Genomic DNA, 12,149 nt, shown 5'->3' on the forward strand with positions numbered 1-12,149 from the left:
CGCTCGGGCCCGGCCGCTCAGGCCGGCGAAGCCCGTGCGCTCAGCCCAGCCGCAGACCCGCCAGGGTCACCGCCGGTCGCGCCGGGTCACCGGGCGCGGACTCGTCCCGTACGGCGACCGCCGCGTAGTAGCCGGACGGTGCGTCGAGGTCGGCGAAGGCCCAGCCGCCGGGGCCGGGCGGTGCGTCGGCGGGGGCCAGGCCGTCCGCGAGGCCGACGTGGTGGGCGGCGAGCCCGCCCGGCAGTCCGGTGCCGATGCCCTTCAGATACGCCTCCTTACGGACCCAGCAGCCGAGGAACGCCTCCTCCCGCAGCGCCTCCGGAAGCGCGCCGATCGCCGCCCGCTCCCCGGGGTGCAGCTGATCGATCAGACCTGCCAGCCGGGCCCCGGCGCGCCTGGGGTCCCGCTCCTCGATGTCGGCGCCGACGGGCACCCCGGCGACGGCGCACAGGGCGGCGTCCCCGGAGTGGGAGAGGGAGAAGTGCAGCGTGTCCTGGCCCGCCAGGGCCGGGCGGCCATGCGGTTTGTCGCAGTCCGGCATTCCGCAGGTCTCCCGGGTGAACTCGACCTCGGCCGGGTCTGTGCCGAGATAGCCGCCGAGCAGCGTCCGCAGCCCCACGTGCGAGGTCACATAGCGCTCCCGCGCCACCTCCGACCGCAGCCGGGCCACGCGCTCGCGCTCCCGCTCGTCCAGCATCCCCTCCGCGACGGCGGTGGCAGCGGCGGCGGACGGCGGGATGCGCAGCAGCCATACGGCCACCTCACCGGGGCCGGGGCGGTCCTCGGGGCGGGGCAGGGCGTGGGCCGGAGCCCATTCTCCGGGCTCGCGTGCGGGCTCCTGACCGGGTTCGCGTACGGATTCCGGTCCGGGCTTCCGTCCGGATTCCGGTCCGGGCTCCCGTGCGGATTCCGGTCCGGGCTCCCGTGCGGGCTGAACCGGGCTGGTGAACGACACTGTTCCGCTTCCCCCGTGCTATCGGCCGATGATGCGCTCGCTGTGGACGTACCGACGGTACAGCGGCGCGCCCGGCGCGCCGTGCGCGCCCCGCCGTCGCGGCGTGCCGTCACGACCGGTTCGCGCGCCCCCAACACCCTTTCCACGACGCGGCGTTGCCGATCGCGGACACCCGGTGACTTAGGACACGTTCGACTCCGGGCCGACGCGGCCGCTTGCCCCTTCGCATTACGATCGCGCACGTTCGGGCACGATCGGTGATGGGGGTTTTGCGACCATGGCGACGGGATTCCTGGCGAAGGCGGCCTCGGCGGCGACCCTCCCGGTGGCGCCGCTGTACGGCGCCTTCCTCTCGTACATGATCTACCACCCGCCCCGCAGACCGCATCACAAGAAGCCCGCCGACATGGGGCTGACCAGCACCGATGTCAATGTTCCGCTGGACGGGCAGCGGGGCCGCGGACTGCACGTCTGGCTCATCCCCGGCGACACCGGGCGGGTCGTGGTCCTCGGACACGGGCTGGGGCTGAGCAAGTCCGCGAGTCTGGCGCAGGCTCGGCTGCTCAGCCAGGCGGGCTATACGGTCGCCCTGTTCGACCACCGCAACCACGGTAAGAGCGTCACGGACCGGGCGGGCTGGGGCATGAGCGACCGGCACACCGACGATGTGGTCGCGGTGGTGCGGCATATGCGGTCGATGGACGCGTACGCCACGGCGCGCATCGCCATCTACGGCTTCTCCATCTCGACCTTCCCCTCCTTCTACATGCTGGGGAGGGAGGACTGCCCGGTCGACGCGGTGGTCTGCGACAGCGGCCCGGCGCTGGAGCTGGCCCCGCTGTTCCGCAACTTCGTCGCGGCCGGTGGGGTGCCCATCCCCGGCCCGCTGGGCACCGGCCCCTCCCGCCCGGTCGTGGAGACCGTCGCCTCGTCGGCGGCGGTGGCGATGCTGCGGGTGCAGTGGCCGCCGCCGGCCGGGGGTGCGTACGAGCGCACCCCGATGCTCTTCCTGGCCGGTGAGCGCGACACCATGATCCCCGCCGCCGGGGTACGGGCACTGGCCGAGCGCTATCCGCTGGCCGAGGTGCACACCCTGCCGGACACCGAGCACCTCCAGGGGATCAAGACCCAGCCGGATGTCTACACCGACACCGTCCTGGGCTTCCTGGAGCGGACCCTGAAGGACTGACCCGGCGGCGGGCCCCCGGCCGGGGGTCCGCCGCCGTGGTGCGTTCGGACGGGTGCGGCCGGGTGGCTCAGTCCTTGAGCTCGCAGATCACCGCGCCCGCGCTGACCGAGGCGCCGACGTTCGCGTTCAGGTTCTTGACGATGCCCGCGCGGTGGGCGTTGAGGGGCTGTTCCATCTTCATGGCCTCCAGGACCACGATGAGGTCGCCCTCGGCCACGGTGTCGCCCTCGGCGACGGCGACCTTGACGATGGTGCCCTGCATCGGGGAGGCCAGGGCGTCGCCGGAGGCGGCGGAGCCCGACTTCTTGGCCGCCTTGCGCTTCGGCTTCTTGGCCCCCGCGGCCTCCCCGGGCGACACCGCCAGACCGAGGACCGCCGGGAGGGAGATCTCCAGGCGTTTGCCGCCGACCTCGACCACGACGGTCTCGCGGGCGGTGGGCTCCTCGGCCTCGTCGGTCCCGGTCGGGGTGAACGGGGCGATCGTGTTGTGGAACTCGGTCTCGATCCAGCGGGTGTGGACCGTGAACGGCTCGCTGGTGAACGCCGGGTCCTTCACCACCGCCCGGTGGAACGGAATGGCCGTGGCCATGCCCTCGACCTGGAACTCCGCCAGCGCACGAGCCGCCCGCTGGAGCGCCTGCGCACGGGTGGCACCGGTGACGATCAGCTTGGCCAGCAGCGAGTCCCACGCCGGACCGATCACACTGCCCGACTCCACACCCGCGTCCAGCCGCACACCCGGCCCGGCCGGCGGCACGAACGAGGTCACCGTCCCCGGAGCGGGCAGGAAGTTACGGCCCGGGTCCTCACCGTTGATCCGGAACTCGAACGAGTGGCCCCGCATCGGCGGGTCGTCGTAGCCGATGGCCTCACCGTCGGCGATGCGGAACATCTCCCGGACCAGGTCGATCCCGGTGACCTCCTCGGTAACCGGATGCTCCACCTGAAGCCGGGTGTTGACCTCCAGGAAGGAGATCGTGCCGTCATTGCCCACCAGGAACTCCACCGTCCCGGCGCCCACGTAGCCGGCTTCCTTGAGGATGGCCTTCGACGCCTGGCGCAGCTGGGCGTTCTGGTCCTCGGGCAGGAAGGGGGCCGGGGCCTCCTCGACGAGCTTTTGGTGGCGGCGCTGGAGGGAGCAGTCACGGGTGGAGACCACGACCACGTTGCCGTGGGTGTCGGCCAGGCACTGGGTCTCCACGTGGCGGGGCTTGTCCAGGTAGCGCTCGACGAAGCACTCGCCGCGGCCGAAGGCGGCGACGGCCTCGCGGACGGCGGAGTCGTAGAGTTCGGGGACTTCTTCCATGGTGCGGGCGACCTTCAGGCCGCGTCCGCCGCCGCCGAAGGCGGCCTTGATGGCGATGGGCAGGCCGTGCTGCTCGGCGAAGGCCACGACCTCGTCGGCGCCGCTGACCGGGTCGGGGGTGCCGGCAACCAGGGGGGCGCCGGCGCGCTGGGCGATGTGGCGGGCGGCGACCTTGTCGCCCAGGTCGCGGATGGCCTGGGGCGGGGGGCCGATCCAGGTCAGGCCGGCGTCGAGGACGGCCTGGGCGAAGTCGGCGTTCTCGGAGAGGAATCCATAGCCGGGGTGGACGGCGTCGGCGCCGGACTCGGCGGCCGCGGCCAGGACCTTGGCCTGGTCGAGATAGCTGGCCGCCGGGGTGTCACCGCCCAGCGCGTAGGCTTCGTCGGCCGCGCGCACATGACATGCGTCCCGGTCCGGATCGGCGTAGACGGCAACGCTCGCGATCCCGGCATCCCGGCAGGCACGGGCAACACGGACAGCGATCTCGCCGCGATTGGCGATGAGCACCTTTTGCATGCTCTCTCTTCCCTCTTCCGAAAAGTTCCGTCCCGGCTGAGGACGGTCAAGGTTGCTACCCCAGGGCCCGCTCGAGGAAGTCCAGCACCACGCTCGCGTAGCCTTCAGGATCGGTCTCCAGCCCGAGCAGATGCTCGGCGCCCGGCAGGACGTGCGTCTCGGCCTGGGCATAGCGCTCGGCCAGCGCGTCCACCGAGGACGGCGGCACGATCGCATCGTGCTCGCCGGACATGAACAACAGGGGGATCTTGGCGAACTTGCCCGTCGCGGGCGGCGGCCACTCGGCCCGGAGCATGGCCGGTCCCACCGCGCACAGCGCGTGCGTCACCACCGAACGGGCCGGCTCGCCCTTCAGCGGGGCGGGCAGCGGCAGCGCCTCCGCCTCCAGGAACTTGCGCAGCAGCGGCGGGACATCGTGCCCCGGCCCGCTGTCGCACACCAGTGCGTCCAGGTCGAACCCGTCGTGCGTCAGCGCCCACATGGACGAGAAGCACGAGAACGAGAAGCCGTAGAAGGCTATCCGCGCCGAGCCGTACCCCCGCCGTTCGCGCAGATGGGACACCACGGCGGTGACGTCGTCGGCGAACCGGTCGCTGAGCCCGAACAGCGCCCGGTCGTTGCTGCTCGCCCCGTGGTTGCGATGGTCGAACAGGCAGACGGTGTACCCGGCGTCGTGCAGGAACTTCGCATGGCGCAGGCTGTGGTCCTTCGCCGTCGCCATGCTGTGCCCGAGCACCACCACCTTCTCCGGGGACCCCGGGCACAGCCAGGTGTCGAGGTGCTTGCGCGCCGCGAAGGCGACCTTCAGCTCCGTGCAGGGCAGCCCGTGGTCCCGCGGGTGCTCCCGCTGCTCCCGGCGCCGCGGATGGAAGGCCAGATACGCCAGCGAGGCCCCGTACAGCGGGGCGATCGGCAGGGCCGCGACCGAGAGGACGCGGGCTCCCAAGGAGGGAGGCCGCGCCGACGTCTGGCGTGGCTCGGGCATTCGCGTCCTCCAGGAGGGGGAGTGTCCATCGGCGGTCAGGGCGGTCTCGTCTCGGTCAGGACGGGCGAGTGGAGGGGCGGAGGGACGGGCGGGTGGACGGGCGACAACGTGTGAACGAGCGGGCGGACGAAGAGTCAGCCACAGCCTCCCGCATGGCCCGGATCGGCCGAGCGGGCCGCGGCGAAGTCCGTGTCCGACGGCTCGGCGGGGGGCGTGTCCCGGGAGCGTGCGCCGGAGCCCGCGCCTGGCCGTGAGCCGGAGCGTATCGAGTCGACGAAGGCCGGCAGCCGGTCCACGCCCCAGAACTTGTCATAGCCGTGGGTGAAGAACGGCACGCCGAACGCGCCTGCCTCGCTGAGCGTGAGCAGCGCCTGGAGTCCTCGCCCCGCGCGCAGCTCCTCGTCGTCGGCCGCCGCGGCCGCCCGGTCGGCCGGCAGCCCGAGCTCTTCGGCGATGGCCGCGATGGTCGTACGGTCGCAGATGTCGCGGCCCTCCAGCCAGCGCGCACGGTAGACGCGCTCGATGTAGGCGGGGCCGAGCCCCGCGTCCAGCGCGAGGAAGTACGGCAGATGCGGCACCTCCCAGACCGGGTCGAGATCCACCGGCCAGCTGACCGCGAGCCCTCGTTCGGCCGTCAGCCGGCGCACGTCCTGGAGAATATAGAGATGTTTCTCCCGGGACATCGCCGCGTACGGAAAGTGACGGCGGTGTTCGGCCATACGGCGCTCACCGTCCGCGTCCGGCTCCCACCACGGGTGCCATTCCACCGCCTGTGCGACATCCGGATAGCGGTCCATCAGGTCACGGTAGGCGATCCAGCTGTACGGGCTGCGGAAATTGAAATAGAAGCGCGGTACTTTGCTGCGCTTGGCTGCCACGTCCGGTACCCCTCGCTTCCCTCAGATGACGATGCCGCCGTCGACCTGGAACACCGCGCCGGTCACGTACTCCGCGCCGACCAGGTACGCGACCATGTCGGCGACCTCCTCCGGACGGCCGAACCGGCGGAGCGGAATGCTCTCCTCCGCCGCCTTCCGGGCCCGGTCGGACAGCTCCGCCGTCATATCGGTCTCCACGAAGCCGGGCGCCACCACATTGGCCCGGATGCCGTACCGCCCGACCTCCTTGGCGAGCGACTTGGTGAAGCCGATGATCCCCGCTTTGGACGCGGCGTAATTGGTCTGGGTCGCATTGCCGTGGACCCCGGCGACCGACGAGATGTTGATGACGCATCCGGACTTGCGTTTCATCATTCCGAACACCACGGAACGGCACAGATGGTAAGTGCCGTCCAGGTTGACCTCCAGGACGCTCCGCCACTCCTCGTCCTTCATCAGCAGCAGCGGATTGTCCCGGGTGATCCCGGCGGAGGTGACCGCGACCTCGACCGGGCCGAGCGACTCCTCGGTGAAGGCGACGAGTTCGCGCACCGCGCCCGCGTCGCGCACATCCGCCTGGTGGCCGATCACCCGCCCGCCGCCGAGCCGCGCCGCCTCCTCCTCCAGCGCGCGGGCGGCGTCGGGGCCGGCGCGATGGCAGAACGCCACGTCGAAACCGTCCCGGGCCAGCCGCAGCACGGTGGCCCGGCCTATGCCGCGGGAACCGCCGGAGACCAGCGCGACGCGCGGCGCCGCCCGCTCCATGTCACCGGATGTGCGGCCCGTGTCGTCGTCGGATATTCGGTCGGACATACGGTGAGGTCCTTCTCCCGTGGGTATCGGTCAGCGGGGTGCGGTCACAGGGGGATCGGCCGCGGACGGGTCGGTCGCAGGGCGATCGGCCGCGGGCGGGTCGGTCACCGGCGGATCGGTCGCGGGCGCGCCGGTCAGGTCGGAGGCCGGACGCATGGTCATCGTCAGCCGGCCGATGGTGAGGGCGGTCTCGTCCCCGACCAGGCTCTCCCCCTCGAAGACGAACGTCTCGCCGACCCGGCGGGCCAGCCGCACATGGTGCTCCACCACATCGCCGGGGATCACCGGGCGGTGGAACTCGGCATCGGTGATGCCGCCGAGCAGCATCGCCTCGCCCGTGCGCACATCGGGGTTGGGCCGGTCCCAGGTGACCAGCACCCCGGCCACATGGCACCAGGACTCGATGAGCACCGTCCACGGGTAGTGATAGTCCTCCGCGGACGCGGTGTCCGGCAGCCCCTCGTACCAGGGTTCGTTGCAGGTGACCGCCTTCAGGCCGCGCACCCGCTCGCCCGGCACCAGTTCGGTGACCCGGTCCACCAGCAGCATGGGGTAGCGATGCGGCAGCATCCGCCTGATCCGATCGACGGTGATCATCTGGCGTCCGTCCTCCGGTCCTCGAAGCGCAGCCTTATCTGCGCGGCGGTCCCGCGCCCGGTGGCCGCCGAGGCCCGGCAGCGCACCGCCCCGTCCTTGCGTGACCAGACGTATTCGCTGGTCAGCTCGTCTCCGGGGTAGACCGGGCTGAGGAAGCGGGCGGACTCGACGGCCGCGAGGACCCACGTCCCGCCCGGTTCCCGCTCCGGCAGCGTGGCGAGGGCGCCGCGCTGGACGTACTCGACGACACACACCCCGGGGAAGATGGGGAACCCGGGGAAGTGCCCGGCGAACACCTTCTCCGAGGCGCCGATCACGGTGACGCACCGGGCGGGCCGCTCACCGGGCACTCCGGGGTCCACGACCTGCACGGTGCCGTCGACCGGCCCGCACGCGGTCACCGTCATCTCATTTCTCCAGCTTCGAGGCGAGCAGGTCGTGGACCTTCCGGAGCGTGGTGATGTCCTTCATCTCCCGCTCCTCCAGCTTCACCGCGTACTTCTTCTCCAGGACGACCATCACCTCGAGGGCCATCAGGGAGTCCACGCCGAGCGTCTTGACGAAGTCGGCGTCATCGGTGACGTCTTCCTCGTCCACATCGAGCACATCCGCGACGAAGGTGCGCAGCTCGTCCATGTCCAGGGCGGTGGTGGCGTCGGCCATGCGGGGTCTCCTTTCGCTCTCAGGGGAGTTGGGGTTCAGCGGGGTTCGGGGGTGGTCAGCTTGGCGAGGGCGGCGGCCGACTCGACCGGGACGGTCAGCGCGCCGTCCACGATCCGGCGAATCATGCCGGTCAGCTGGCGTCCGGGGCCCAGCTCCACGAACCGGGCGCAGCCCAGTTCGCCGGCGAGTGTCCGTACGCACTCCTCCCAGCGCACCGGGCTGGTGAGCTGGCTCAGTTCGAGGTCCCGCCAGTGCTCGCCGGTCGCGTACGGGCGGGCGTCCGTGTTGGCGACGACCGGGGTGTGCTCGGGGGCGAAGCGCACGGCGGCCAGGGCCTCGCGCAGCTCATCGGCGGCCGCGGCCATCAGCGGGCTGTGGAAGGCGCCGCCGACGGCGAGCCGGATGACCTTGCCCTCGCTCTCGACGGCCCGTTCGGCGAGCCGGTCCACGGCCTCGGGGGTGCCCGAGACCACGATGGCGCCGGGTGCGTTGGCGTTGGCGATCCAGACCTGGCCGCCGTCCGTCTGGCCGCCCTCCTCCTGGACCTGGGCGACCAGCGTCGCCACGGTCTCGGGGTCGAGCCGCACCACGGCGGCCATGGTGCCGGGCGACCGCTCGGCGCACGCGCGCATGGCCCGGCCGCGGGCGGCGACGAGGCGGGCGGTGTCGGCGAGCGACGCGGCCCCGGCGGCGTACAGCGCGGTGTACTCGCCCAGGCTGTGTCCGGCACAGGCCACCACCTCGCCCAGCAGCCCGGCGGCCCGCGCCTCGCGGTGGGCCATGACCTCGGTGGTGAAGACGGCGATCTGGGCGAGATCGGTGCGGCGCAGCGTCTCGTCATCGGCCTTCAGAAGGAGTTCCTCGACGTCGATCCCGGTGTGCTCGGAGATCTCGGCCACCAGCGCCCATGACGCGGTGTCCTGCCACGCCTGGCCCATACCGGCCTTCTGGGCGCCCTGCCCGGGGAAGACCAGCGCGGTACGGGGCGTCTGGTCCCCGGCCGGTCCGCCCGCCGCCCCCGCGTCCGTTGTGTCGCTGTCCGCCGTATTCGCCATGTCTCTGTTCGTCATCTCCACCAGCTCCTTCAGCTCATGGGCCGGCCGGCCCGTCACCGGATCCGCAGCAGGGCCGCGCCGACCACGCCGTCCCGGTCCACGGTGGTGACCAGGGCGGTTCCGCCAGCGGCGATGTCCTGGCGCTCGGCGAGCGCCAGAACGGTGGCGATCTGGAACGCCGCCGCGGCGGCGCAGGTGTCCCCGATGGTGTCGGCGGCCGTGATCCTCGGCGGCTCCTGCTCGCCGAAGACGTCGGTGAGGGCGGCGCGCTCGGCGTCCCCCTCGGCGCCGGGGGCGCCGGAGTCGGCGATGACGCTCAGCTCGCCGGGGGCCACCCCGGTGCGGTCCAGCAGCCGGCCGATCACCTTGGCGAGCACCGTACGGGCGGCCGCCGCGTCCGCGGCGCAGCCGAACTCCAGGCCCGCGACCTCGGCGAGCCCGGCCCGGCCGTGCTCGCGCGCCGAGGCATCGGGCTCCAGCAGCCATACGGCCGCGCCCTCCCCGAGTACGGCGGCGCTGTCGGCGCTGTCCCCGTCCGCGCGGGCGTGCCACTCCAGCCAGGCGCGGGCGGAGGAGAACTCCTCGACGGCCCCGCACAGCACGGCGTCCGCCCGTCCGGCCCGCTGGAGCCGCAGCGCGTACTGGAGGGCGAGCAGTCCGGTGGCGCGGCCGCCCGCGATGGTGGTGTTGGGGCCCTTGAGCCCGTGCCAGATGGCGGACTGGCCGGCCGCGCAGTTCATCACGGTGTTGGGGAACCGGGCCGGGTCCACGTAGAAGGGCTTCTCCCCCACCAGCGAGTCCCGGGTGAAGTCCATGATGCTCTGGGCGGATCCGGTGCTGGTGCCCAGCGCGAGACCGGCCCGTTCGTCCACCCCCGGCAGCCGCTCGGCCTCGTCCTGCTCCCGCTCCTGCTCCTGCTCCCGCTCCCCGGTCAGCAGGTGGCGGATCGCGGTGACGGCCAGCCCGGTGGCCCGGTCCATGGAGCGGGTGCCCTTGCGGCCGAGGATCTGCCGGATGTGGAAGTCGGGCACCAGGCCGGCCTCGCGGAACGGCACCGACCACTCCTCGGGGTCCAGCGGCCGGCCGGCCGGGCGGCCGGACCCCAGGGCCGCGGTGAAGTCGGCCCCGCGCAGGCCCAGGGGCGATACGGCGGTCCAGGCCGAGATGACCGGGGCGGCCCCGACGGCGGCGTTGACCATGGGTTCGGGTACTCCTTCGGTTGAGGCCCGGGGGCCGTGGGAGGGGCGGGTCACAGGAACCACACCTGTTCGTAGGCGGGCCACAGCGCCGCGAGGCCGTCGCCCTCGATGACGCGGACGCCAGGCAGCAGCCGTTCGGGCGCGGTGCGGCCGTACGCGGCCAGGCCGTCCTCCTCGACCAGCACGGTCACCCCGGCGGCCAGCAGCTTCGCCACGGAGGCGGACGGGTCGGGCAGGGTGTCCAGGGTGCGGGTGCCCAGGCGCAGCGAGGGCCGGAAGCCGCTGTCGAGGGCGTAGCCGGCGGCGGGGCCGCGCAGCGCCAGATCGCAGCCGCCGCTCTGCCGGTGCAGATCGGCCACCGGGTACAGGGCGTCCGCGTACTGGGTCTCGACCGAGCCCCGGTACGCCTTCTCCACGATCACCAGCCAGCGCGCCTGGTCGCCCATGGGTCAGCACACCCCCATCAGCAGTGCCTTGTCCGCCGCGTTCACATGCTCGGCGAAGACGAACGGCGCCCGCGTGCGGACCTGCGGGATCTGGTCGGCGGCGCCCCGCTCCTCGGCGCAGAACCGGCACACGTACCAGTACAGCCGGTCGGGGTGGTCGGCGATCAGCTCGCGCACCACGCGGGCGGTGGAGGGATGCTCGCGTCCCAGGTCGGTGTAGTCGCGGGGTTTGGTGTCGCCGAGGGCCGCGCCGGTCAGCCGGGTGGCGTCGCCGCAGGTCCAGATCTGCACCCGGGCGCCCCGGTCGAGCAGCGCGGTCGCCAGCCGCAGCGCCGAGGTGACCAGGTCGGTCTGATGGGGTGCGCCGAAGAGGTTGAGCAGCACATCGGTACGGGGAACGGGCCTGGCCATCAGTGCCACACCGCCCTGACCCGCGGTTCCAGCAGCTTGGCGGCCACGTCGGCCATCTCCACCAGCCGTGCCCGGGGCGTCAGGTCGGCGGCGGGGAGGGCGCGCTGGGCTGCGGAGAAGGAGTCCACCCACAGCTCGCCGCCGTCGCCCAGAAAGGTCTCGATGCCCGGCGCGCTGCCGGGCACGGCGGCGGTCACGCCATTCTCGACCAGGCACAGCACCACCTGGTGGCCGTCCCTGACCAGCCGCGCGGCGTCGCCGAGGAACCGCTCACAGGCGGGTCCGGTCTGCGGCCCGCCCGTCTCGATCAGCAGATGGGCCGTCATGTCAGCAGCTCACCGCCGTCCACGCCGATCACATTGCCGGTGATCCAGGAGGAGTCGGTGCGCGAGAGCAGGGAGACCGCCTCGGCGACGTCCTCGGGCCGGGTCAGCCGGCGGTGCGGGTTGAGGTCCCTGGCGTGGGCGGCGAGCCGGTCGCTGCCGGGGATGCGCTCCATGGACGGCGTCGGGGTCACCCCGGCGCGCAGCGCGTTGACGGCGATGCCGGAGGGGGCGAGCTCCAGGGCGAGCTGGCGCACATGGGACTCCAGGGCGGCCTTGGCGGCGGAGACGGCGCCGTAGTTGGGCATCACCCGGGCGCCCCCGGCGCTGGTCATCGCGTACACCTTGGCGCCCTCGCGCAGCAGCCCCGCGGTGAACAGGTCCTGGGTCCAGTAGACGAGGGAGTGCGCCATCACGTCGAGCGTCATGTTCATCTGGCGGGCGGTCACGCTGTCCTCGCCGTCCGCACCGACGTACGGCAGCAGGGTGCCGAAGGCGAGGGAGTGCACCACGATGCGGATGCCCGTGCCGCCGGTCAGCTCCTCGAACCGGGGCAGCAGCTCCTCGCGGGTGCGGGCGGAGGCGGCGTTGGCGTTGAAGAAGTGGGCCTCGACGCCGTGGCCGCGCATCTCCTCCCGGGCGACGGCGGCCTTCTCCTGGCCGTCGGTGGTGTCGAAGTGGACCCCCAGGATGTGGACGCCCTCGCGGGCCAGTTCATGGGCGACGGCCAGGCCCATACCGCTGGACGCGCCCAGGACCAGGCACCAGGAACCTTCGAGTGAGGTGATCATCGGTCGCTCGCCCTCCGTGGTC

The 12,149-nt window shown here is 72.5% G+C and carries 15 protein-coding genes; 1 reads left to right on the forward strand and 14 read right to left on the reverse strand.

What is annotated here, in order from left to right; genetic code table 11:
• Positions 1 to 40: 40 nt before the first annotated feature.
• Entirely contained in the window at positions 41 to 955 is a 915-nt protein-coding gene (locus tag N6H00_RS15310; RefSeq protein WP_268972242.1) for a 4'-phosphopantetheinyl transferase superfamily protein, read from the reverse strand.
• A 277-nt stretch (positions 956 to 1,232) separates the two neighbouring features.
• On the opposite strand from N6H00_RS15310, the gene N6H00_RS15315 reads away from it, so the two are divergent.
• Positions 1,233 to 2,144 carry an alpha/beta hydrolase gene (locus tag N6H00_RS15315; protein ID WP_268972244.1) on the forward strand — a complete coding sequence of 304 codons (912 nt, stop codon included), beginning with the start codon at positions 1,233 to 1,235 and terminating at the stop codon, positions 2,142 to 2,144.
• Between the two features lie 67 nt (positions 2,145 to 2,211).
• On the opposite strand, the gene N6H00_RS15320 is transcribed toward N6H00_RS15315, so the two are convergent.
• From N6H00_RS15320 to N6H00_RS15380, 13 genes are all read right to left on the reverse strand, one after another.
• Positions 2,212 to 3,966 (reverse strand): acetyl/propionyl/methylcrotonyl-CoA carboxylase subunit alpha, encoded by a 1,755-nt coding sequence (locus tag N6H00_RS15320; protein ID WP_268972246.1) that lies wholly within the window; start codon positions 3,964 to 3,966, stop codon positions 2,212 to 2,214.
• A gap of 55 nt (positions 3,967 to 4,021) precedes the next feature.
• On the reverse strand, positions 4,022 to 4,951 hold the full coding sequence (locus tag N6H00_RS15325) for an alpha/beta hydrolase (protein ID WP_268972247.1): 930 nt from the start codon (positions 4,949 to 4,951) through the stop codon (positions 4,022 to 4,024).
• 134 nt (positions 4,952 to 5,085) lie between these two features.
• On the reverse strand, positions 5,086 to 5,829 hold the full coding sequence (locus tag N6H00_RS15330) for a 2-hydroxychromene-2-carboxylate isomerase (RefSeq protein WP_268972248.1): 744 nt from the start codon (positions 5,827 to 5,829) through the stop codon (positions 5,086 to 5,088).
• A 21-nt stretch (positions 5,830 to 5,850) separates the two neighbouring features.
• A complete protein-coding gene (gene fabG / locus N6H00_RS15335) occupies positions 5,851 to 6,594 on the reverse strand; it encodes a 3-oxoacyl-ACP reductase FabG (RefSeq protein ID WP_268976978.1) in 744 nt (247 codons plus the stop codon).
• A 78-nt stretch (positions 6,595 to 6,672) separates the two neighbouring features.
• Entirely contained in the window at positions 6,673 to 7,239 is a 567-nt protein-coding gene (locus N6H00_RS15340; protein WP_268972249.1) for a 3-hydroxyacyl-ACP dehydratase FabZ family protein, read from the reverse strand.
• Positions 7,236 to 7,646: a 3-hydroxyacyl-ACP dehydratase gene (locus N6H00_RS15345; protein ID WP_268972250.1), complete on the reverse strand. Its 411-nt coding sequence runs from the start codon at positions 7,644 to 7,646 to the stop codon at positions 7,236 to 7,238. Before N6H00_RS15345 ends, N6H00_RS15340 begins: the two co-directional genes overlap by 4 nt.
• A 1-nt stretch (position 7,647) precedes the next feature.
• The gene (locus tag N6H00_RS15350) at positions 7,648 to 7,902 is read right to left on the reverse strand and encodes an acyl carrier protein (protein WP_268972251.1); all 255 of its coding nucleotides are present in this window, start codon (positions 7,900 to 7,902) and stop codon (positions 7,648 to 7,650) included.
• A gap of 35 nt (positions 7,903 to 7,937) precedes the next feature.
• The gene (locus N6H00_RS15355) at positions 7,938 to 8,972 is read right to left on the reverse strand and encodes an ACP S-malonyltransferase (RefSeq protein WP_268972252.1); all 1,035 of its coding nucleotides are present in this window, start codon (positions 8,970 to 8,972) and stop codon (positions 7,938 to 7,940) included.
• Positions 8,973 to 9,010: 38 nt separating this feature from the next.
• The gene (locus N6H00_RS15360) at positions 9,011 to 10,156 is read right to left on the reverse strand and encodes a beta-ketoacyl synthase N-terminal-like domain-containing protein (protein ID WP_268972253.1); all 1,146 of its coding nucleotides are present in this window, start codon (positions 10,154 to 10,156) and stop codon (positions 9,011 to 9,013) included.
• Positions 10,157 to 10,206: 50 nt separating this feature from the next.
• Positions 10,207 to 10,602, reverse strand: a complete 396-nt coding sequence (locus N6H00_RS15365; RefSeq protein WP_268972254.1) for a hypothetical protein — start codon at positions 10,600 to 10,602, stop codon at positions 10,207 to 10,209.
• A 3-nt stretch (positions 10,603 to 10,605) separates the two neighbouring features.
• Entirely contained in the window at positions 10,606 to 11,013 is a 408-nt protein-coding gene (locus tag N6H00_RS15370; RefSeq protein WP_268972255.1) for a hypothetical protein, read from the reverse strand.
• Positions 11,013 to 11,339, reverse strand: a complete 327-nt coding sequence (locus N6H00_RS15375) for a hypothetical protein (protein WP_268972256.1) — start codon at positions 11,337 to 11,339, stop codon at positions 11,013 to 11,015. The genes N6H00_RS15370 and N6H00_RS15375 overlap by 1 nt, the downstream gene beginning before the upstream one ends.
• Positions 11,336 to 12,127: an SDR family oxidoreductase gene (locus N6H00_RS15380; protein WP_268972257.1), complete on the reverse strand. Its 792-nt coding sequence runs from the start codon at positions 12,125 to 12,127 to the stop codon at positions 11,336 to 11,338. Before N6H00_RS15380 ends, N6H00_RS15375 begins: the two co-directional genes overlap by 4 nt.
• Between the last annotated feature and the right edge of the window lie 22 nt (positions 12,128 to 12,149).

This window comes from Streptomyces sp. S465, from assembly GCF_026898115.1.
GTDB classification, from domain to species: domain Bacteria; phylum Actinomycetota; class Actinomycetes; order Streptomycetales; family Streptomycetaceae; genus Streptomyces; species Streptomyces luomodiensis.

What these genes read in the sequence shown, in the direction of transcription:
- N6H00_RS15340 (WP_268972249.1), bottom strand. Translation starts at nt 7,239, where the DNA reads ATGATCACCGTCGATCGGATCAGGCGGATGCTGCCGCATCGCTACCCC.
- N6H00_RS15320 (WP_268972246.1), bottom strand. Translation starts at nt 3,966, where the DNA reads ATGCAAAAGGTGCTCATCGCCAATCGCGGCGAGATCGCTGTCCGTGTT.
- N6H00_RS15360 (WP_268972253.1), bottom strand. Translation starts at nt 10,156, where the DNA reads ATGGTCAACGCCGCCGTCGGGGCCGCCCCGGTCATCTCGGCCTGGACC.
- N6H00_RS15355 (WP_268972252.1), bottom strand. Translation starts at nt 8,972, where the DNA reads ATGACGAACAGAGACATGGCGAATACGGCGGACAGCGACACAACGGAC.
- N6H00_RS15380 (WP_268972257.1), bottom strand. Translation starts at nt 12,127, where the DNA reads ATGATCACCTCACTCGAAGGTTCCTGGTGCCTGGTCCTGGGCGCGTCC.
- N6H00_RS15365 (WP_268972254.1), bottom strand. Translation starts at nt 10,602, where the DNA reads ATGGGCGACCAGGCGCGCTGGCTGGTGATCGTGGAGAAGGCGTACCGG.
- fabG (WP_268976978.1), bottom strand. Translation starts at nt 6,594, where the DNA reads ATGGAGCGGGCGGCGCCGCGCGTCGCGCTGGTCTCCGGCGGTTCCCGC.
- N6H00_RS15375 (WP_268972256.1), bottom strand. Translation starts at nt 11,339, where the DNA reads ATGACGGCCCATCTGCTGATCGAGACGGGCGGGCCGCAGACCGGACCC.
- N6H00_RS15325 (WP_268972247.1), bottom strand. Translation starts at nt 4,951, where the DNA reads ATGCCCGAGCCACGCCAGACGTCGGCGCGGCCTCCCTCCTTGGGAGCC.
- N6H00_RS15350 (WP_268972251.1), bottom strand. Translation starts at nt 7,902, where the DNA reads ATGGCCGACGCCACCACCGCCCTGGACATGGACGAGCTGCGCACCTTC.
- N6H00_RS15345 (WP_268972250.1), bottom strand. Translation starts at nt 7,646, where the DNA reads ATGACGGTGACCGCGTGCGGGCCGGTCGACGGCACCGTGCAGGTCGTG.
- N6H00_RS15370 (WP_268972255.1), bottom strand. Translation starts at nt 11,013, where the DNA reads ATGGCCAGGCCCGTTCCCCGTACCGATGTGCTGCTCAACCTCTTCGGC.
- N6H00_RS15315 (WP_268972244.1), top strand. Translation starts at nt 1,233, where the DNA reads ATGGCGACGGGATTCCTGGCGAAGGCGGCCTCGGCGGCGACCCTCCCG.